The organism is Ruegeria sp. BB5 (assembly GCF_056539405.1).
Map to the genome: position 1 here is coordinate 1183955 of NZ_JBQFUX010000001.1, position 19520 is coordinate 1203474.

The following is a 19520-nucleotide window of genomic DNA, read 5'->3' on the forward strand; positions in this document are numbered from 1 at the left end:
TCAGGATTGTAGGCCGCAGATGGGATTTGTTTTTCGCTGGCTCGTACGCATTACAACGGGTCTGGTCCTACTGGCTTTGGCCGCTGTGGCATTGGTGTATTTCCTGGCGAGCCAGTCCCTGCCGGATTACGATCAGACGGTCGAGGTTCGGGGGCTGAACGCCCCGGTCGAGATCATCCGCGATACCGCCAATGTCCCTCATGTCCTGGCCGAAAATGACCCGGATGTGTTCTTCGGTCTGGGCTATGCCCATGCGCAGGACCGTCTGTGGCAGATGACGGTCATGCGCCGAACCGCCCAGGGGCGCCTGTCGGAAATTTTCGGCGCGCGTACCGTCCACGTCGACAAGCTGCTGCGCCGACTGGACCTTTACGGTCTGGCCCACCGCTCGGTCGAGGCGCAGGACGATTACACCAAAACCGCCTTACGCGCCTATGCCGCTGGGGTAAACGCGCGGCTGGATGAGATCAACGAAGCCGCTCTTGGCCGTGGTGCGCCCGAGATGTTTTTGTTCAACGCGCCCGTTTCGCCCTGGCAACCGGGCGATAGCATTGCGGTGATCAAGCTGATGGGTCTGCAACTGTCCGGCCATCTTGAGGACGAAGTGCTGCGTGCCCGTACTTCATTAATGCTGAACGATCCGGCGCGGTTGACCGATATCCTGCCGAATGTGCCGGGGGCCGGTATTGCTGCCCTGCCAGAATATGCCGCTTTGTTTCCAGGGCTGCCCCGTTACGCCCGCGGCACACCTATGCCCGACACGCCGCTGTCGCCTTTTCCGAAACGAGGATTGGCCGGAGCGTCCAATGCCTGGACCGCCGCGCCCTCACGCTCGGCCAGTGGGGGAACGTTGTTGGCCAATGACCCGCATCTAGGGTTCACTGCCCCCGGTGTCTGGTATCTGGCGCGGCTGGAGTTGGCCAAAGGTGGCGTGATTGGTGCAACTATTCCCGGTGTTCCTGCCATCATGACCGGGCGCAGCGATCGTTTAGGCTGGGGTCTGACGTCGTCCTACCTGGACGATCAGGACGTACATATCGAGCAGTTGAACCCCGACAACACCGAGGAATATCTGTCGCCGGATGGCTTCAAAAAGTTCCGCACCCGCCCCTCGATTATCGAGATCAAGGACGAGACCCCCATCACCCTGACCCTGCGTTGGACGGAAAATGGCCCGGTCCTGCCTGGAAGTCATTACAATCTGGATACGATCACGCCTCCGGGTCATGTCGCCTCGTTGTCTTGGACGGCGCTTAGCCCGCGCGACACGTCGATGACGGCGTCTATGGCCCTGATGAATGCCGACACTGTTCGCGAGGCCATTGATGTGGGCGAGTTGTTCATTTCGCCCTCGCAAAACCTGTCGCTGGTCGACAAGGACACGATTGGTCTGAAATTGATTGGCGCAATGCCCAAACGCGACCTGCGCAACCAAAGCCGTGGCCGCATCCCAACACCCGGTTGGCTGGCCGAAAACCTCTGGCAAGGTCGCCTGCCCTATGCCGACAATCCCGAATTCGTGGCCCCCGCAGGTGGTATTCTGGGCAACACAAACAACAAGATCATCGACCGCCCCTTCCCCTTGCATGTCTCGTATGAATGGGGCGACACCCAGCGCGTTCATCGCTGGGAACGCCTGATGCAATCGCGCGAGGTTCACACGCGCGACAGCTTTATCGAGGCACAACTGGATACCGTCAGCTTTACCGCCCGCTCATTGCTGCCGCTGATCGGCGCGGATCTTTGGTTTACCGGCGCATCCGCCCCCGAAGGCACCCCGGAACGTCAGCGCCAGATCGCCCTGTCCTTGCTGGCCGAATGGAACGGTGAGATGAACGAGCACCTGCCCGAACCGCTGATCTATGCCGCGTGGCTAAGGGCGCTGCAAATACGTCTAATCTCGGACGAGCTGGGCCCACTGGCCGCCGAATACAAACATGTCGAGCCGCTGTTCATCGAGCGCGTCTACCGCGACATCGATGGCGCGTCGGTCTGGTGTGACGTACGCCAAAGTGCCCCCTCTGAGACCTGCACCGACATGGCGCGGCTGGCGCTGGACGATGCGCTGATCTGGATCGCCGAAAACTATGGAACCGCACTGCAATCCCTGCGCTGGGGCGATGCGCATCAGGCAACACACGATCACCCGGTACTGGGCTCGGTTCCGGTTTTGCGGTTCTTCGTCAATATCCGGCAATCTACCAGCGGCGGCGACAACACCCTGCTACGCGGGCGTACCTCGGGCGAGGGCAAGGACCCGTTTCAGAACGTACATGGAGCAGGTTATCGCGGTGTTTATGACTTTGCGGACCCGGACAGCTCGGTGTTTATTACGGCAACCGGCCAGTCGGGCCATTTCCTGTCGCGCTATTATGATGATCAGGCTCAGCTATGGCGGCGAGGCGAGTATATCCCGATGTCACTGGACCTGGATTTGGCGCGCGCTGCGGCCGTCGGAGTGACCAACCTGATCCCGCGCTGAATTCCGCTGTTTCGGCAAGACCTTGCCCCCTGCTACCCGCCCCCGTGGACGCCGAGTGCCGTTTTCGCATACGATCTGTCAGCGGATTATGTGGGACCGGGGGCACAAATGGCGAGTATTCGGGATAGGCTGAACAACCTTGCGCGCGACTATGCAATCGCCTGGAGTTCGGGTGATCATAATGCGGTCGCCAGCTTTTTTGCCGCCGACGGGCAGATATCCATGAACCGGGCTGAACCGTTGAAAGGCCGCGCCGCGATCGCCGAAATGGCCCGTGGATTTCAATCAGACTTTCCCGATCTTGAGCTACGCTGCGATATGATGCGATGGGCTGGGCCCCACGCTATCTTTGTTTGGACCTTCGAAGGCCACCATACCAAAACCGGCAATCTCGTCGTCACACGGGGCTGGGAAGAATGGGATCTGACCGAAGACCACAAAGTTCTATCCTCGCAAGGCTGGTTCGACGTCGAGGATATGCAGCGTCAGATTGATGGGGGTTGATTGCTAAATCCCGGCGAATTGCGCCGCCTGCCTGTCCGTCCACAATACAGTGATTTCGAACCCGTCTTGGGTCTGCTTTTCGGACCGCACGACATCCTGTCGAAACAGCCAGGCGCGCCTGTTGCCCTCGGCAAATCCCAAAGAAAGTATCTCTTCGTGTCGTGCACCCTGCAGCTTGGTTGCAATCTCGGCCAGCAGAGGGTCTACCCCTTCGCCGGTTACCGCCGAAATGGCGAATATCGACGGATCACGTTTGGCTCGTTTAAACGCGGCCTCGCGTTCGTCGTCATTCAGTAAGTCGATCTTATTCCACACCTCCAGCCGGGGGCGTTCTTCGTCGACGCCCAGCGAGGTCAAAATCGCCTCGACATCCTGCGCCTGTGCATCGGTTTCCTCATGGCTGATGTCGCGTACGTGGACAACGATATCGGCGCCCAGAACTTCTTCGAGTGTCGCCCGGAAAGCCGCGACCAGTTCCGTCGGCAGGTTCGAGATGAAACCCACCGTGTCCGACAGGATCACCTCAGGACCGTCGGGCAACTCAACGCGGCGCATGGTCGGGTCCAGCGTGGCAAACAGCATGTCCTTGGCCATCACCTCGGCCCCGGTCAGACGGTTGAACAGTGTGGATTTCCCGGCGTTTGTATAGCCCACCAAGGCCACAATCGGATACGGTACCTTGGCACGGGCAGCGCGGTGCAGCGTGCGGGTTTTGACAACTTTTTGCAGCTGCCGCCGCAGACGCACCAGTTGTTCATCAATCGCACGGCGGTCGGCCTCGATCTGGGTTTCACCGGGACCGCCCACAAACCCCAATCCGCCCCGCTGACGTTCCAAGTGTGTCCAGGCCCGCACCAGCCGCGTTCGTTGATAGCTGAGCGCCGCCATCTCGACCTGCAACACACCTTCACGGGTGCGGGCGCGGTCGCTGAAAATCTCAAGGATCAAGCCGGTTCGGTCGAGGATTTTGACCTTCCAAGCCTTCTCAAGGTTGCGCTGTTGCACGGGTGAAACCGGCCCGTCGATCAGAACCAATTCGATTTCATTGTCATGAAGCCGCTCGGCCAGTTCCTCGATCTTGCCGCTGCCGAACAGCAACCCCGGCTGGGCGCGTTGCAAGCGCACAATTTCAGACCCGATCACATCCAAATCGGGCAAAGCGGCAGCCAGCGCCACCGCCTCGTCCAGCGCTGGTTCGGGAACGCGGCGCTGTTCATCAGATTTGATTTCCGGATGCAGCACCCAAGCCCGGGTGCGCGTCCTATCGTGTTCCATCAAGAGGCGTCTTCGCCCTCATACAGGCTGATCGGCTGCGACGGCATGATGGTCGAAATCGCATGCTTATAGACCAGCTGCGACTGTCCGTCGCGGCGTAGCAGCACACAGAAATTATCGAACCAGGTGATCACACCCTGCAATTTCACACCGTTGATCAGGAATATTGTGACCGGGACCTTTGCTTTCCGTACATTGTTCAGGAACGCGTCCTGCAGATTCTGTCTGTCCGAAGCCATATTTTATTATCTCGCCATTGTTCTTGCTACGCGCTGCGGACCAACGCGCTCCCTCCGCAGGAGTATGGAGTGCTGCGCACAGATATTCCAGATGAAAAATCAGTCAATTCTGGAATGCCGAAGCTTAATCGCGCCAAAGGGTTGGCGTAATCAGGGCAATGATCGCAAGTGTTTCCAGCCGCCCGATCACCATTGCCGCACACATTGTCAGTTTGGCTCCAAGTGACAGGTCCACAAGTCGGATGGGAATATCAGTGGCCAGTTCAATCACCGGACCCGTCGTGCTAAGCGCCGCAACGGTCAGGACCATGGCCTGTTCGAACCCTGCCCCCATCATCGCCAGCAGCAGATTGAACAAGGCGGCCGTCAGTGCGAACATCATCAAAAAGATCCAGGCGATAAAGGCTCCGTCACTTTGAATGCGTCGGTTACCACCCCCTACGCCGCTGACCGATGAGGGGTAAATCAGCCGGTCAATCTCACGCGCACCGTTCAGGTACAAAGCGAATACCCGCAGCAGTTTGACGCCGCCCGCCGTGGTTGCGACTCCCCCGCCGATCAGGGCCAGCCCCATAAGGATCAGGCCGGGCGTCCCCAGCCCCGACAATTGCTGTGCGTCATTCCAGTTGGCGCTTTCGAACCCGGCCGTCGTCAAGAAAGCCAGTGCCGTGAACACCATACCCCAGAACACATACACCGCATCAATCGGGCTCAGTGTCCCGCCGATTTCATTGACGCCCGCCCACACACGAAAAAACAAAAGAGTTGCAACGGCGATGACGATCAGCAGACCGATCCGAAACTCTGGGTCCTTGTCCAGCCGCGAATACCCAGTGGTGGCGGTATCCGTGGAAAAGGTCAGTCGGGACAGGGCAAAGAACAGGAACAAGAATATGATCGCCTCGCCCGTGAAACCAGCCTGTGCGCCCTCAAGCCCACCGACCGGAGAGATTCCGGACGTAGCCATTGTGGACATCGCATGACAGATGGCGGTCAGTCCTTGCTCGCCTGCGATCAGCAGCAACAGCCAGATCACCGCCGTCAGACCTGTATAAACTGGCGTCAGCGTGCGAGTCACTCGGATCAATCGTCCACGCGGATCGACCTTTTCACTTTGTGCAACACCAGAGACCGGACGGCCGGGTTGCCCACGTGCGGTAACCTCGAACCCGCCCAACGACAGCGGTGCCAGAATCGCGGCAGCCGAAATCCACATCAGCAAGCCGCCCATCCAACCCACTAACGCCCGCCAAAGGTGCAGCGGGGCCGTAAGGCGATCAGGGTCTGGGAAAATGTCAGCGCCCGTGGTTGTCAGCGCACTGACCATGTCGAAATAGGCGTTCAAGAAAGTGGTATTGCCCAACGCATCGTGCAGCGGAATGGCAAGAAACAAGGGCAGTACCGTAAAACACCCCAACAACACGGCCAACTGCCCCAACGTGCCCCTTCGCGGCACCCGGTTCGATGACGCCAACCCGACCGAGGCCACCACGAACAGCCCTAACAAACCGGAATAGAAGAACGACCGCGACGTGTCATGATCATCCAGCGCCAGCGCATAGATCGCCGGCACCCACATCGACAGCGAAAACACCGCCCAGATCAGCAGGAACAGCGGCAAGCGCCGCACCAAACCGATCTGCTGTGTTCGCGCGCGCATCATCAGAAGAAATCGATCGAAACCTGCAGCAACCGCTCGACCTCGGGCACATCCTTAGCCATGGCAAAGATCGCCACGACATCTTTTTCCTCGATCCGCAGACTGCCAGTGGGGCGCAGCACCTCATCCCCCTTGCGTACGGCACCCACCAGAACGCCTTCGGGGAAATCAATGTCGCGCAGTTTTTGCCCGGCCAGCGGCGAGGTCGACAGCACCTCGGCCTCGATCACCTCGGCCTCGGCATCCCCAATGGAATAGACCTGCCGCACCCGCCCGTGGCGAATGTGGCGCAGGATTGAGCTGACGGTCGTTGCGCGCGGGTTGATATAGGCATCGATCCCCAGCGGGCCCATCAGCGCCACCATAGTGGGGTCATTGATCAACGCAATCGCCAGGGCACATCCTTCGGCTTTGGCGCGCACCGCGGCCAGCATGTTGGCCCGGTCATCATCGGTAACCGCCAGCATCGCATCGGCCCGTTCGATGCCCGCCTCGCGCAACAGTGCAGCATCCAGCCCGTCGCCATTCAGAACAATCGTTCGTTCCAATGCTTCAGCAGCATGTTCGGCGCAGCTGCGATCCCGTTCGATGATTTTGGCGCGCACTCGGCTTTCACGCTCTTCCAGCGTGCGCGCGACCTCAAGCCCGACGTTACCGCCACCGACGATCACGACGCGGTCCTGTTTCTTTTGGGTCTTGCCAAAGACCTCCATCGTGCGGTCAACGTCCTGAACATTGCTGAAGACATAACATTCATCGCCAACGAACAACTGGTCCTCGGATTCCGGGGCAAACAGGCTGCCGTCGCGCCGAACCCCCACGACAATAGAGCTAAGTGTTGAAAACAGATCTGTCAGTTGCCGTAGCGGCGTATTGACGATGGGACAATCTTCTTCGATGCGGATGCCCAGCAATTGGGCTTTACCATCCATGAACATTTCCGTGTCAAAGGCCGAAGGTGCGGACAGGCGGCGCATGGCGGCGGCGGCCACCTCGCGCTCAGGGCTGATCACCACGTCGATGGGCAGGTGATCGCGACGAAACAGGTCCGAGTGGATGGCCTGAAGATAGGATTTCGAGCGCAAGCGCGCGATCTTGCGCTGGATCGAGAAAATGGAGTGCGCCATCTGACAGGTGACCATATTCACCTCATCCGAATGGGTCGCGGCAATGATCATGTCGGCGTCACGGGCGCCTGCCCTCTCCAGCACGTCCGGATAACTGGCAAACCCTGCAATCCCCTGCACATCCAGCGTTTCGGTCGCGCGACGCACCAGGTCAGGGTTGTTGTCCACCACCGTCACATCGTTCAGCTCGCCCGAAAGGTGCCGTGCAATCTGCCAGCCGACCTGACCCGCACCGCAAATGATGACCTTCATGTTTTTGGCCCTTCTGCCTGAAATCTTTGAATGACAGATGCCCCCAAAGCGGTCAATTGAATTGTCATACCGGCAAAGCTAAGGCAAGATAAGCCTATGAAATCAGTACTTCGTTTGATTATTCCATTGATGGTCCTGTCCGCATGCGAAGGCCCCCTTTCACTGTATTATCGTGAAGGTGAGAGCGTTACGCGCCTTCAAGCCGAGACCACTCAATGTCAGGTTAAGGCGCTGGAAGAGGTTCCGGTGGCCACTCAGATACGTCAAAGCCCGCCCACGTATTGGCCCGGGCGCACCTATTGTGATGGGCGGGGGCGCTGTTACCGCTCGCCCGGCTGGTGGCAGCCCGGTCAGGTCTACAGCGTCGATGCAAATCAAGGATTGCGCAATCAGGTCGAGGCCCAGTGCATGGCCAAAAAAGGGTTTCGCCCGATCAGCCTGCCGCCTTGCAAGCAGAACGTGAAATCACGGGTGCCCGCCATGGCCACCACGACATTGCCACCGATAGGCACCCAATCGTGCTATGTGAAATTCGACAACGGGTCGTTCCAGATCATCGATCCCGGTCAGGCGGGGTAACGGCCCGGCGGATTATTCCGCCGGCTCCGGTTCGTCCAGTTGTGCCACTCGCGCGCCCGATTTGTTCGAGGTCACAACCCCCAGCGATTTTAGTTTGCGGTGCAGCGCGCTGCGCTCCATCCCGACAAAGCTGGCGGTACGGCTAATATTGCCGCCAAAGCGATTGATCTGGGTCAGCAGGTATTCCCGCTCGAACGCCTCGCGGGCTTCGCGCAGGGGCAAGGTTGCCAGCGCACCCGATAGCACCACACGACCCGAGTCGTCGGTCTTTTCTTCTTCGGCGGGCAATTCCTTGGCCTCGATCGGGCCAGAATCGTCCCCCAGGATCAGCACGCGTTCAATCAGGTTCTTGAGCTGCCGCACATTACCTGGCCAGGTCATGGTCTGTAACAGCGCCACCGCCTCTTCCGAGATCTCACGCATCGCGAGCCCCTGCGTTTCATTACACATCTCAATGAAATGCTGCGCCAGAACCGGGATATCCTCGCGCCGTTCTTCCAGCGACGGCACCGCAATCGGCACCACGTTCAGGCGGTGATACAATTCTTCGCGGAACCGATCGGCGGCGATTTCCGTTTCAAGATCGCGGTTGGTTGATGAGATTACCCGCAGATCAACCCGCACCTTGTCCGATCCGCCAACACGTTGGAATTGCTGATCGACTAGCACACGCAATATCTTGGACTGCGTGCCCATCGGCATATCGGCCACCTCGTCGAAATAGACCACACCGCCATGGGCCTCTTCCAACAGGCCGGGCTCGATGCCGCGTTCCGAGGATTCGCGGCCAAACAGAACTTCTTCCACACGCTCAGGTTCAACCCCGGCGCAGTTCACGGTCACAAAGGGCGCATTGGCGCGGTTGGAATGCGCGTGGATATATCGCGCAGCGATTTCCTTGCCCGATCCGGCAGGGCCGCTCAGCATCACACGACCGTTCGACTTGGTCACCTTGTCCAACTGGCTTTGCATCGCGCGGAAAGACGCGGACTTGCCGATCATATCCGAATTGGTGACCTCTTTGCGCTTCAACGAGGCATTCTCGCGACGCAGGCGCGAGGTTTCCATGGCGCGTCGGATCACCACCATCAACTGGTCGATATTAAAGGGCTTTTCGATAAAGTCATACGCCCCTTGCTTGATCGCCGCCACGGCAATTTCAATGTTTCCATGGCCGGAAATAATCACCACCGGCACGTCGGGGTTGTCGCGTTTCACCGCCTTCAGAATGTCGATCCCGTCCATGCGGCTGTCTTTCAGCCAGATATCCAGTATCAACAGCCCCGGCGGTTCAGAATTGATTTCGGCCATGCACTCGTCCGAGTTGCCAGCCAGCCGGGTTGAATAGCCTTCATCCTCCAGAATGTCGGACACCAGCTCGCGAATATCGCGTTCGTCATCTACGATCAGAATGTCACTCATCTTTGGCCTGCTTTCAGTTTGTTTGTATGAATTGCCTGCTTCTGTGGCGCTGCGGTCGGAGAGAGATTTCCCCCCGGTAAACGGATCACGGCCATCGCACCAAAATGGTCCTGTCCGTCAAAGACGGGTGCATCTTCCAGAGTGAGCGCCCCGCCATGTTCTTCGATAATCTTTCTGACGATGGGCAGGCCCAAACCTGTGCCCTCGTCCCTTGTGGTCACATACGGCTCGAACAGTCGCGCCCGGTCTTCGGGCAGTCCGATGCCGTTGTCAGCGATGGTAATCACCGTACCCGCGTCATCGCTGATCACGTCCACCTTTATCTGTGGCTTCAGGTTATCTGGTGGGCCTTTTTGTTTTAGTGATTCAATGGCCTCACCGGCATTCTTGATCAGATTAGTCAGAGCCTGATTCAGCATCGTGGCGTCCACATCCGTCAATATCGGTTGATCCGGCAGCGTCGCATCGATCTGCACGTCCGGCTGCCCGGCCTGCTGCAACAGCACCGCCTCGCGCACTAGTCCGACGACGTCTTCTTCACGCCTGTCTGGTTCCGGCATCCGTGCGAATTTCGAAAACTCGTCCACGATCCGCCGAAGATCATTTGTCTGCCGCACGATAACGTCGGTCATAGATTCAAGGCTATCGCAATCCTCTTCATCCAACTTGCGTGCGAATTTGCGTTTAATCCGTTCCGCGCTCAGCTGGATTGGCGTCAGCGGGTTCTTGATCTCGTGCGCGATCCGCCGCGCGACGTCGCCCCAAGCGGCCATCCGCTGCGCACTGACCAGATCGGTCACATCATCGAAAGCAACCACATAACCCTCAAGCCCGCCATCTTCGCCACGGCGGGTCGCCATGCGGACCAGCAGGTTTTCAAGTTGACCTTTGCGGGTGACCTTGATCTCACCCTGCACGGCCTCTTGCCCACTTTCCTTTAGGCTTTCAAACAGCGGTAGGAACTCCGGCACCGCAATTCCGATGGCAAGCTGCTCATCCACGCGCGTCCAGTCCAGCAACCGCTCAGCCGAACGGTTCACGAATGTCACGCAGCCATCTGGGTCAACGCCAACCACGCCCGAAGTCACCGAGCTAAGCACAGAATCGAACAAGCGCCGACGGCGTTCAATCTGGCGGGTATTCTCAAGCAACGTGTCGCGCTGCCCTTTAAGTTGTCGCGTCATCTGATTGAAATAACGGCCTAACATTGCAATTTCATCATCGTTGGCCTCTTCGATCACCTGCACACTCAGATCACCCGCACCAACGCGTTGAGCAGCCGTGGTCAATCGACCCACCGGGCGCGAGAGGCGTTCGGCAAACCACATGCCCAGCGACATGGCCGCCAGAATAAGGATCACTGCAAAGCCCAGATACAGCAGTCCGAATTCGAACAGCACCCTGCCCCGTTCGCTTTCCAACTGTTGGTAGAATTGCGCCGTTTCCTTGGTATCGTCCAGCAGCGTCAATAGCTGTCCATCCACCTCGCGGCTGACATACAGATACCGGTCCAGATAAGCCTGCAATGGAACAAGCGCGCGGAATTCATTATTTTGCCAATCGGCGATGATTAGGACGCCGTCATCCGTGGCCTGAATCATTTGTTCAGGTGTAGGGGCCTCGAAATCGAATAGATAAGAACGATCCCCGCGCGACTTGATTTCGCCAATACCATCAATGACATACGCCTCGCGCAGACCACGTTGAATCTGCGCTTGTCCTTGCGCAAGAACTTCGCGCAGCTCCGCGTCCGAAATGTAAAAGTCACGGTTACGCGCATTATCCAGGTACCGCGCAAGAATGGTTGCGTCCTGTGTCAGACCCTGCCGGTGTTCCAACTCATATGCTTCAGCCGCGGTCAGGGACGAGCCCACCACCTGACGTACGCGATCCGAAAACCACCCTTCCAGACCGATATTCACCGTCAACCCCGCAAAGATCGCAACGGTGACAGTCGGTACCAGAGCCAACAGCGTGAATGCGCCAATCAATCGAAGGTGTAGACGGGAGCCCGCAGATTTCGCCCGGCGCGCCGCGATCAGGTTGAATACCTGTCCCAAAACAAGGGCGGCCACGACCAGCACATAAACCAAATCTGCCAGAAGGATCAGGCGCAGCGTTGGGGCCGTTGCCCCCAGATCAAAAGGACCGATGACAAGATAGGTCGACAACGCCAGCGCAGGGCCCAGAAGAACCAGCCCCAAAGTGCCGAAATTGCGCAGTTTTCGGGATTTCCGCCACCGATTTATCGCTGGAATCGGCCCGCTCTGTGCCCGGGTTGCCACCGTCTGCCCTCATCCTGATGTGTCGCTTGCGCGACGTACCGCCATATGTCGTGGTCCTTGCCGGGTGAGAACCCAGATGCCACGATTTGTGTGGCGATATTACATCAGTTTGCGTCGACGTGTCACCTGAATATCGAGATCTGTAATCTTTTTCCGCAACGTATTCCGGTTAATCCCCAGCAGATCCGCACATTTCGCCTGATTTCCGCCGGTTGCGTCCAAAGCCTGTTCTATCAATGGCGCCTCGACCTCGCGCAAAATCCGCTGATACAGGCCCGGAGGCGGTAAGAGATTTCCGTGAAGGTCGAAATATCGGCGCAAATGACGGGCAACTGAGGCCGATAATTTCTCACGTTCACCATCGCCCAGAATCGGTTCGGCCTCGGGCTGGCTGCCCAGAACCATTTCGACCTCAGATTTGGTAATCTCGTCGGTGCGGCTGGTCAGGCTCAGACGGCGCACGGCGTTTTCCAGCTGCCGCACATTGCCCGGCCACGAATAACGTCGAAACAGCTCTACAGCATCAGGGCTGAGCCAGCGTTTGGCGCCATGCTCACGCTCTTCGCGCGCCAGAAAGTGATCGGCCAACAAGATGATGTCGTCCACCCGCTCGCGTAAGGCGGGCACATGCACCGTTGCGCCGCACAGGCGATAATACAGATCTTGGCGCACCCGCCCATTCTCCATCGCTTCGGTCAGGTCCGACTGGCTGGTGGCCATGAAGCGCGGAACGTGATCACCGGGCGCATCCATCATACGCACGATGCGTGCCTGCAATTCGTCTTCGATATCAGCAATCTCATCGATCAACAGTGTGCCGCCACGTACGCGCGCCATGATGCGTGCGGGCCCTTCCAGATCGCGCAGGTCCGCCGCAGTGGCGGTTAAAAACGGCAATGTGCGCCGATCCGAGAAATCATGAATAGCGCGTGCAATCAATGATTTACCTGTGCCACTATCCCCAGATATCATCACCGACAAATCGGTATTCATCACCCGGGCGACCAACCGGTACAGCGCCTGCATCACTGGTGTACGCCCAACAAGGGGCAGTTCTTCGGGGCGATCTTCGGAAACTTCGATCGCTTCGGTCTGCACATGTTGCTTCTGCTCAAGCGCCCGAGCGGTCCGCTTCATCAGATCGGGTAGATCGAAGGGCTTGGGCAAGTAGTCATAGGCATCCGCCTCAGCCGCTTGAATCGCCGTCATGATCGTGTTCTGGGCCGAGATCACGATGACCGGTAAACCGGGACGGTCCTGCGAAATTTTCGGCAGCATCTCCAACCCGTTACCGTCCGGCATGACCACGTCTGAGATCACGACGTCGCCTTTGCCTTCGCCAACCCAGCGCATCAACGTGGTCAGCGACGAGGTCGCATGAACTTTGCACCCTGCCCGCGTCAGGGCCTGCGTCAGAACAGTGCGGATCGTGCGGTCGTCATCTGCAACCAGTACTGTACCATCCATCGGGTGCTCTCCTTGTTTTACATTGCGTCTTTTGGTGCCCGCCTCAGCGAGATGCGGAACACCGTGCGGCCCGGTACCGAGTCGGCAGAAATCCAGCCGTCATGGTCCGAGATGATCTTGCTGACCAGCGCCAGCCCAAGGCCGGTGCCGTTTTCCTTGCCTGAAACGAAGGGATCAAAAATATCCCCACGGATCTTCTCGGGCAGACCCGGGCCATCGTCGATAATTTCGATCTGCAGCGGCAGAGAATGTCCCGACCCGTCATTGCGTCGCAGCCGGAAGGAGTGTTCGAAATAGGTGCGCAAGCGGATCGTTCCGCCCTTGGGGTCAGCGGCCTCCGAGGCGTTCTTGAGCAGGTTCAACACCACCTGCAGGAACTGATCCGGGTCTCCGTAGGCCAGCGGCAACGAAGGGTCGTAATCCTCGATAATTTTCATATGCGCGCCAAACCCCAGCAGCGCCGACCGGCGCGCGCGGTCGAGGACGTCATGAACATTGACCGGTTTGAAATCAGGTTGTTGCAGGTTTCCGAATTGCTCGACCTGTTCCAGCAACTTAACGATGCGGCGGCTTTCAGCGACAATAAGATCCGTTAGTTCAAGGTCTTGCGGTGGGATATTCATGCTGAGCAATTGCGCCGCGCCGGTGATCCCGGCCAGTGGATTCTTGATCTCATGCGCCAGCATCTCGGCCATGCCGATGGCGGACTGCGCTGCGGATTTCACCGTATTGCCCAAGGTCATTCGCCCGGCCAGCTCACGCGGTGAGATGATCATGATCATCGATCCGGGATGCCCGACCAAAGGCGCAATCTGCAATGCGCATTGCAGCGGGGCCCGGTTGCCCGACCCTGCATCCACATCGTTCACGAACAACGGCGTGCCATGTTCACGCGCGCGTTCAAACGCTTCTTCCAGCGGGGCATCCACGGCAATCTGATCCCAGACCGGATGCCCGACAACAGCTTTGCGCGATGCGTTCAGAAACCCTTCGCCAGCCGAATTCACATCGGCAATCCGGTCTTCGGCGTTGATGATGAAAGCGGGAACCGGCAGCGAGGTCCAAATATCCTGATCCGAGGTCATGCCGCCGCCTCTGCATCTGTGTTCAGCGCATCACCCAGCAGGCGTAACACCTCGTCGGTATCGCGCGCAGTCAGAACGGAACGGCGCAGGGTGGCGGGTGTGCCGGCCTCATCCATGTACCAGCCCAGATGCTTGCGCGCGACGCGCAGGCCCAGATCGGACCCGTAGAACCCAAGCATCGCCTGATAATGCGCACGTACCATTTCGATCAGGTCGTCACCCGCCGGAACTTCCGGCGCGGCTGCGCCATAGAGATCATGACAAATCTGCGCCAGCAACCACGGCTTGCCCTGCGCCCCACGTCCGACCATCACTCCATCCGCGCCGGATTGATCCAGCGCAACACGCGCGGCGTCCGTATCCACGATATCCCCGTTCGCGATAACCGGGATCGACACCGCCTGCTTCACCGCGCGGATCGCCCGCCAATCGGCACTGCCCTTGTAGAACTGACAACGCGTACGGCCATGGATCGTGACCATACAAATACCCGCATCCTGGGCTCGTCTCGCCACGTCGGGCGCATTCAGCAGGTTGTCGTCCCAGCCCAGTCGGGTTTTCAGAGTCACCGGAACATTAACGGCTTCGACAACCGCCTCGATCAATGTCAGTGCGTGATCCGGCGTCTTTAACAAGGCTGACCCAGAATAACCGTTCGTCACCTTCTTGGCCGGGCAGCCCATGTTGATGTCGATCACCCGCGCCCCGCGATCGGCCACCTGCCTGGCGGCTTCGGCCATCCAATGCGCTTCACGCCCCGCCAGTTGAACGGCGGTGTTCTCAACATCTGCCGAAAGTTCGGCCCGCTCCCGCACGCCAGGCTTGGCCTGAACCATCTCCTGGCTGGCGACCATTTCGCTCACGACCATGCCCGCGCCAAAACGCATCACTAGATCGCGAAACGGACGGTCGGTGATTCCGGCCATCGGTGCCAGCAAGACCGGCGGGTTCAGGGCTTTGTCAGCGAGGAGCAGAGTCAACGTGCTTAATCCTTGGGCAGTTGCGGCTTTGATATCGAATTGAGCGCATATGAACAACAAAACGGCGACCTTCAAGCCCGCTAAATCATCATATGCCTATTTTTTAGGCAACTTTACGTGGGTGATTGCCTCTGCATTCACCGCACCCTAAAGATTGCCTCAAACCATCGGAGAGAACGCCCCCATGACCACCGCCGCCATCATCGTCGCCGCAGGACGCGGCTTGCGCGCCGGAGGGGGAACACCAAAGCAGTGGCGCCCATTGGCAGGGCGCCGCGTTGCGGATTGGACGATTGATCAATTTCAAGGGCAAGTCGACCAGATCGTGCTTGTCTTGTCCGAAGATGACAGGGACGCATGGGCCGAGTTCGAAAACTCTGATCTGATCCTTGCCAAGGGCGGTAGTGACCGGGCCGGATCGGTGCGCAACGGACTTGATGCGCTTTTGCCCTATGGGGTGCATCGCGTTCTTATCCATGACGTAGCGCGGCCTTGTGTTGACCTTCAGACCATTCAACAGGTTCTGGAAGCACTGGAAACCCACCCTGCTGCCGCGCCGGGGTTGACGGTCACTGATGCGCTCTGGACCGGAGACGGTTCTATCGTGACGGGAACTCAGGACCGGACCGGGCTGTTCGCTGCGCAAACGCCGCAGGGTTTTCACTATGACGCCATCGCCTCGGCCCACGCGGCCCACCCTGGAGGCGCTGCCGACGATGTCGAGGTCGCCCGTGCCGCCGGGCTGGACGTGGCCATCGTGCCGGGCAATGCGGATAACATCAAAATCACACGACCCGAGGATTTTGCCCGGGCGGAACGCATATTGGGAACGGATATGGATGTAAGGCTGGGCAACGGGTATGACGTGCATCGGTTTGGCGACGGGGATCACGTGATCCTGTGTGGTGTGAAGGTGCCGCATGATCGCGGCCTGCAAGGTCATTCAGACGCGGATGTGGGCATGCACGCCGTCACTGACGCCATCTATGGCGCGTTGGTGCAGGGCGACATTGGCCAGCACTTCCCCCCCTCAGACCCGCAATGGAAGGGTGCTGCCAGCGAGATTTTCCTACGCCATGCGGTCGAACTGGCCGGGCAGATGGGCTACAAAATCTCGAACGTCGACTGCACACTGGTCTGCGAATACCCCAAAATCGGCCCCCATGCGCCTGCCATGCGCAACGAGATGGCACGGATCATGGACCTGAGCGCGGATCAGGTCTCGGTCAAAGCAACGACGTCGGAACGGCTGGGGTTCACTGGCCGAAGCGAGGGGATTGCCTCACTCGCCACAGCTTGTCTGGTGAAATCATGACTGCCGCGCAACTGATCGGAACCGTCTGCGGCGTGGGCTATCTGCGACCTGCGCCCGGCACATGGGGGTCACTGGCCGCCCTGCCGCTGGCGTGGGTTCTGCACACGCTGGGTGGCTTTCCGCTGTTGGTGATCGCCACACTGGCCGCGTTCTTTGGCGGTCTCTGGGCCACACGCGTGATGACAGCGGGTCAGGACAATCACGATCCGTCCGAGATTGTCATCGACGAGGTCGCAGGGCAGTTCATCGCGCTTTGGGCAATTTCTTATCCCTCCTGGGCACACGGGATTGAAATCACGGCACTTTGGCCGGGCTGGATTGCCGGCTTCGTGCTGTTCCGCTTGTTCGACATCACCAAACCGGGCCCTGTTGGCTGGGCCGACCGGCGCGACGACGCAATGGGTGTCATGCTGGACGATGTCATTGCCGGTATCCTCGCCGGGGTCGGAGTTCTGATCCTCGCCGGTATCTCGCACGGAGTTCTGGGCCTGTGACCGTTGCCGAAATCCTCGACCGCGCCAAGTCAAAGGGCGTGATGATCGCCACCGCCGAAAGTTGTACCGGCGGTATGGTGGCGGCGGCGCTGACCGATATCCCCGGCAGTTCAGCCGTAGTCGAGCGTGGGTTTGTCACCTACACGAACACCGCGAAACAGCAAATGCTGGGGGTTCAGGGCGAAACACTGGTCGCTCATGGGGCGGTTTCGGAACCGGTTGCGGGTGAAATGGCGGAAGGTGCCCTGGCGCACTCCGACGCGCAATTGGCGGTTTCCGTAACCGGTATCGCGGGCCCCGGCGGTTCTGAATTCAAACCCGAAGGCCGGGTTTGTTTTGGGTTGGCCGCGAAAGGCCATCCTACGCTGACCGAGACCGTCGAATTTGGTGCATTGGGTCGGGACAACGTGCGCGTGGCCGCGAGAGATCATGCTTTGGCACTGCTAGCACAAGGGCTTGTCGCGTCTTCTTAATGTGGCGCCAAAACTGCTTATCTTTTTCGAATGAAGCCCAGCACGAAAATCACCAGCAAAAGAACGACATTCGACGCCACAAGACACAACAGCAGCTTTGGGCCATATTGGTGAATCCAGCTGGGCAACACAGGGCTGTCACCGCGCCGAAAAGACAGCAAGGTCATGGCAAAAGAGGATATCGCCAATGTGTCCAGACCAGCGATGAAGTACAGCAGTTTTGACTGTATCTCGAGTTGCAGCTTGGATTTTTCGTCGCTGATAAAACCGACATAATTCCGAAAATCACTAGCCGCTTTGTAAAGGCTGTCAAAGTTATCTTCGATTTGCCAGCGCGTGTTGGTCGAATCGTAACACCGGGCAAGCCAGGGCTTCACGTTCGCCCGGTAATCAGCCCGCCTTTGGCGGGCCACCTGTAGGAAAAAGATCAACTCATTCAGGGCGATATTGAGTTCGCCAATTTTGCTTCCGTGATAGGATTCGGCGCGCTCATCCGCAGTATTGACGATCTTGTTGCGAATACGGCGCGCTTTGATCCAGTCCAGCTGCAACCTGAACATCAGCGCAACGAAATAGAATTCCTCGGCCAGTTCTTTGCGAACGATGGCGGAATAACTCCAGCCTCCGTATATGGTCCAATCCGCATTTTCTGCCGCCGAAATCTCGCAATCTTCCAATACCAGCTCTTCCTCTTCGAACAACTTCGAAAGGCGTTCATGGAATGGTGCCGTGTCCACCCCACCAAGGACGACTTGAATGGATGTGTCCAGATCAGCCTCAAGCCGCGATCCAACGCGAAGCTGCAAAACGGAAACCAGTGCGTCGACCAGTTCTGTAACTTCGGGAAGCGTGTGGTCGCGGTAGTAAGGCCGCGGGTTTTCGGGCATGTGCGCAAGATCCGAAAAACTCGCGCCATAGACCAGACACATATCACCAGAAACCATCAGCAGAAGTTTGAAATACAACGCGTCGCAATGGGGCTCCGGGGATGTCACCAGATCCGACAGATCCCACTCAAGGCAGGCATTGCGACGCAGTTCAGTCAGACTTTTTGTGAAGGCGTTGCCAGAGAATGCGTGTAATTCATCAGTATGGTTTGCGTTAAGCCCTTTCTCCGAGATCTCCTCGGCCGCTTTACCGCAAAGCACTGGTCTTAAGGGACAATTTCTCGAATGACAGAGGACAGCCGGATACGGGTCTCGGTTTCCAGATGTACTGCATGAATAAGATGATGAGTGAACATATTTTCAATTGTTACGCAGGTAATTTCCGTGTGAAGAATTTAGATAGGTTTCGGGCACGCCATGCTCGAGGTAATCAAGCGTCAATTCTTCTCCTTCACGAATATGCTTACAGGCCACAATGGCCCAATCGTTTCTGAGTATTGAGAGATTGGGAGTAAACGAATGGTTAATCAAAGCGTATTGGGTGGCAAATGGGCGGCAGAGAACCGTGCTTCCGCTAACCCCGTTCCACTCCAGGTCGCGAACTGTGGGGTCATGATCATAATCAACGATTTGGCCGTCCAATTACCCCAGAACAGCGCCGGTTTGGATATCGGACCGCGCAAACAAGCCTGTGCCGTGAATGTCACTGATGCCCTCCAGGACTTTATCCAAATTCTGGATGCGTGGTCCTGCCAACTCCACCGTCATTCCGGCCCCTCCTGTCCTCGCAACCGACTTTAGAAGCCGCTTTCAACCAAGACAAGCGATCCCTTAGCGCAGGTCGCTTTCTAATGGGTCATACGTTGGCGGGCCTGGCACCCGCTTACGCGTCGGTTTCCCTAATGACGCCAGTAGATCTGCGCCAACGCACCTTTCCCAAGTTGTTTAATTATTGGGCATCCAGCACCATCAGGTGCCTGTTTTATCACCGCTT

18 protein-coding genes are annotated in these 19520 nt (G+C 58.2%); 6 read left to right on the forward strand and 12 right to left on the reverse strand.

Annotated features, from left to right (window positions below; all coding sequences use genetic code 11):
* Positions 1–19: 19 nt before the first annotated feature.
* Together ACR0DL_RS05855 and ACR0DL_RS05860 are read left to right on the forward strand one after the other, a co-directional pair.
* Positions 20–2482, forward strand: coding sequence for a penicillin acylase family protein (locus tag ACR0DL_RS05855; RefSeq protein WP_480688049.1), 2463 nt, complete (start codon positions 20–22; stop codon positions 2480–2482).
* Between the two features lie 108 nt (positions 2483–2590).
* Positions 2591–2986, forward strand: a complete 396-nt coding sequence (locus ACR0DL_RS05860; protein ID WP_170348881.1) for an SgcJ/EcaC family oxidoreductase — start codon at positions 2591–2593, stop codon at positions 2984–2986.
* 3 nt (positions 2987–2989) lie between these two features.
* On the opposite strand, the gene hflX is transcribed toward ACR0DL_RS05860, so the two are convergent.
* The 4 genes from hflX to trkA form a co-directional block, all read right to left on the reverse strand.
* Positions 2990–4261 (reverse strand): GTPase HflX, encoded by a 1272-nt coding sequence (gene hflX, locus ACR0DL_RS05865; protein WP_170410077.1) that lies wholly within the window; start codon positions 4259–4261, stop codon positions 2990–2992.
* Complete coding sequence (gene hfq, locus ACR0DL_RS05870; RefSeq protein ID WP_010440340.1) at positions 4261–4500, reverse strand: RNA chaperone Hfq; 240 nt, start codon at positions 4498–4500, stop codon at positions 4261–4263. Before hfq ends, hflX begins: the two co-directional genes overlap by 1 nt.
* A gap of 124 nt (positions 4501–4624) precedes the next feature.
* A complete protein-coding gene (locus ACR0DL_RS05875) occupies positions 4625–6163 on the reverse strand; it encodes a TrkH family potassium uptake protein (protein WP_170348883.1) in 1539 nt (512 codons plus the stop codon).
* On the reverse strand, positions 6163–7539 hold the full coding sequence (trkA, locus tag ACR0DL_RS05880) for a Trk system potassium transporter TrkA (protein ID WP_170375566.1): 1377 nt from the start codon (positions 7537–7539) through the stop codon (positions 6163–6165). Before trkA ends, ACR0DL_RS05875 begins: the two co-directional genes overlap by 1 nt.
* A 96-nt stretch (positions 7540–7635) precedes the next feature.
* On the opposite strand from trkA, the gene ACR0DL_RS05885 reads away from it, so the two are divergent.
* Positions 7636–8118, forward strand: a complete 483-nt coding sequence (locus tag ACR0DL_RS05885; protein WP_480688052.1) for a hypothetical protein — start codon at positions 7636–7638, stop codon at positions 8116–8118.
* A gap of 12 nt (positions 8119–8130) precedes the next feature.
* On the opposite strand, the gene ntrX is transcribed toward ACR0DL_RS05885, so the two are convergent.
* From ntrX to dusB, 5 genes are all read right to left on the reverse strand, one after another.
* Positions 8131–9540, reverse strand: a complete 1410-nt coding sequence (ntrX, locus tag ACR0DL_RS05890) for a nitrogen assimilation response regulator NtrX (protein ID WP_170348886.1) — start codon at positions 9538–9540, stop codon at positions 8131–8133.
* Positions 9537–11825, reverse strand: coding sequence for a sensor histidine kinase NtrY-like (locus ACR0DL_RS05895; protein WP_480688054.1), 2289 nt, complete (start codon positions 11823–11825; stop codon positions 9537–9539). The genes ntrX and ACR0DL_RS05895 overlap by 4 nt, the downstream gene beginning before the upstream one ends.
* A gap of 99 nt (positions 11826–11924) precedes the next feature.
* Complete coding sequence (locus ACR0DL_RS05900) at positions 11925–13292, reverse strand: response regulator (protein ID WP_170348888.1); 1368 nt, start codon at positions 13290–13292, stop codon at positions 11925–11927.
* Positions 13293–13309: 17 nt separating this feature from the next.
* Positions 13310–14377: a two-component system sensor histidine kinase NtrB gene (locus ACR0DL_RS05905; protein ID WP_170348889.1), complete on the reverse strand. Its 1068-nt coding sequence runs from the start codon at positions 14375–14377 to the stop codon at positions 13310–13312.
* Entirely contained in the window at positions 14374–15357 is a 984-nt protein-coding gene (gene dusB / locus ACR0DL_RS05910; RefSeq protein WP_226688378.1) for a tRNA dihydrouridine synthase DusB, read from the reverse strand. The genes ACR0DL_RS05905 and dusB overlap by 4 nt, the downstream gene beginning before the upstream one ends.
* Before the next feature lie 184 nt (positions 15358–15541).
* On the opposite strand from dusB, the gene ACR0DL_RS05915 reads away from it, so the two are divergent.
* From ACR0DL_RS05915 to ACR0DL_RS05925, 3 genes are read left to right on the forward strand one after another with little or no spacing between them, the layout of a single operon-like run.
* Entirely contained in the window at positions 15542–16672 is a 1131-nt protein-coding gene (locus tag ACR0DL_RS05915; protein ID WP_480688056.1) for a bifunctional 2-C-methyl-D-erythritol 4-phosphate cytidylyltransferase/2-C-methyl-D-erythritol 2,4-cyclodiphosphate synthase, read from the forward strand.
* Positions 16669–17166, forward strand: coding sequence for a phosphatidylglycerophosphatase A family protein (locus tag ACR0DL_RS05920; protein ID WP_170348892.1), 498 nt, complete (start codon positions 16669–16671; stop codon positions 17164–17166). Before ACR0DL_RS05915 ends, ACR0DL_RS05920 begins: the two co-directional genes overlap by 4 nt.
* A complete protein-coding gene (locus ACR0DL_RS05925) occupies positions 17163–17639 on the forward strand; it encodes a CinA family protein (protein WP_480688058.1) in 477 nt (158 codons plus the stop codon). Before ACR0DL_RS05920 ends, ACR0DL_RS05925 begins: the two co-directional genes overlap by 4 nt.
* A gap of 17 nt (positions 17640–17656) precedes the next feature.
* On the opposite strand, the gene ACR0DL_RS05930 is transcribed toward ACR0DL_RS05925, so the two are convergent.
* From ACR0DL_RS05930 to ACR0DL_RS05940, 3 genes are all read right to left on the reverse strand, one after another.
* Positions 17657–18526 (reverse strand): hypothetical protein, encoded by an 870-nt coding sequence (locus tag ACR0DL_RS05930; RefSeq protein ID WP_480688060.1) that lies wholly within the window; start codon positions 18524–18526, stop codon positions 17657–17659.
* 360 nt (positions 18527–18886) lie between these two features.
* Entirely contained in the window at positions 18887–19168 is a 282-nt protein-coding gene (locus tag ACR0DL_RS05935) for an SET domain-containing protein (RefSeq protein ID WP_480688062.1), read from the reverse strand.
* On the reverse strand, positions 19169–19294 hold the full coding sequence (locus ACR0DL_RS05940; protein ID WP_480688064.1) for a hypothetical protein: 126 nt from the start codon (positions 19292–19294) through the stop codon (positions 19169–19171). It abuts the gene before it with no gap.
* Between the last annotated feature and the right edge of the window lie 226 nt (positions 19295–19520).

Bases quoted from the DNA above. Each gene is read 5' to 3' on its own strand.
- ACR0DL_RS05855 (WP_480688049.1), top strand. From the start codon at position 20: ATGGGATTTGTTTTTCGCTGGCTCGTACGCATTACAACGGGTCTGGTC.
- ACR0DL_RS05860 (WP_170348881.1), top strand. From the start codon at position 2,591: ATGGCGAGTATTCGGGATAGGCTGAACAACCTTGCGCGCGACTATGCA.
- hflX (WP_170410077.1), bottom strand. From the start codon at position 4,261: ATGGAACACGATAGGACGCGCACCCGGGCTTGGGTGCTGCATCCGGAA.
- hfq (WP_010440340.1), bottom strand. From the start codon at position 4,500: ATGGCTTCGGACAGACAGAATCTGCAGGACGCGTTCCTGAACAATGTA.
- ACR0DL_RS05875 (WP_170348883.1), bottom strand. From the start codon at position 6,163: ATGATGCGCGCGCGAACACAGCAGATCGGTTTGGTGCGGCGCTTGCCG.
- trkA (WP_170375566.1), bottom strand. From the start codon at position 7,539: ATGAAGGTCATCATTTGCGGTGCGGGTCAGGTCGGCTGGCAGATTGCA.
- ACR0DL_RS05885 (WP_480688052.1), top strand. From the start codon at position 7,636: ATGAAATCAGTACTTCGTTTGATTATTCCATTGATGGTCCTGTCCGCA.
- ntrX (WP_170348886.1), bottom strand. From the start codon at position 9,540: ATGAGTGACATTCTGATCGTAGATGACGAACGCGATATTCGCGAGCTG.
- ACR0DL_RS05900 (WP_170348888.1), bottom strand. From the start codon at position 13,292: ATGGATGGTACAGTACTGGTTGCAGATGACGACCGCACGATCCGCACT.
- ACR0DL_RS05905 (WP_170348889.1), bottom strand. From the start codon at position 14,377: ATGACCTCGGATCAGGATATTTGGACCTCGCTGCCGGTTCCCGCTTTC.
- ACR0DL_RS05915 (WP_480688056.1), top strand. From the start codon at position 15,542: ATGACCACCGCCGCCATCATCGTCGCCGCAGGACGCGGCTTGCGCGCC.
- ACR0DL_RS05920 (WP_170348892.1), top strand. From the start codon at position 16,669: ATGACTGCCGCGCAACTGATCGGAACCGTCTGCGGCGTGGGCTATCTG.
- ACR0DL_RS05930 (WP_480688060.1), bottom strand. From the start codon at position 18,526: ATGCCCGAAAACCCGCGGCCTTACTACCGCGACCACACGCTTCCCGAA.
- ACR0DL_RS05940 (WP_480688064.1), bottom strand. From the start codon at position 19,294: ATGACGGTGGAGTTGGCAGGACCACGCATCCAGAATTTGGATAAAGTC.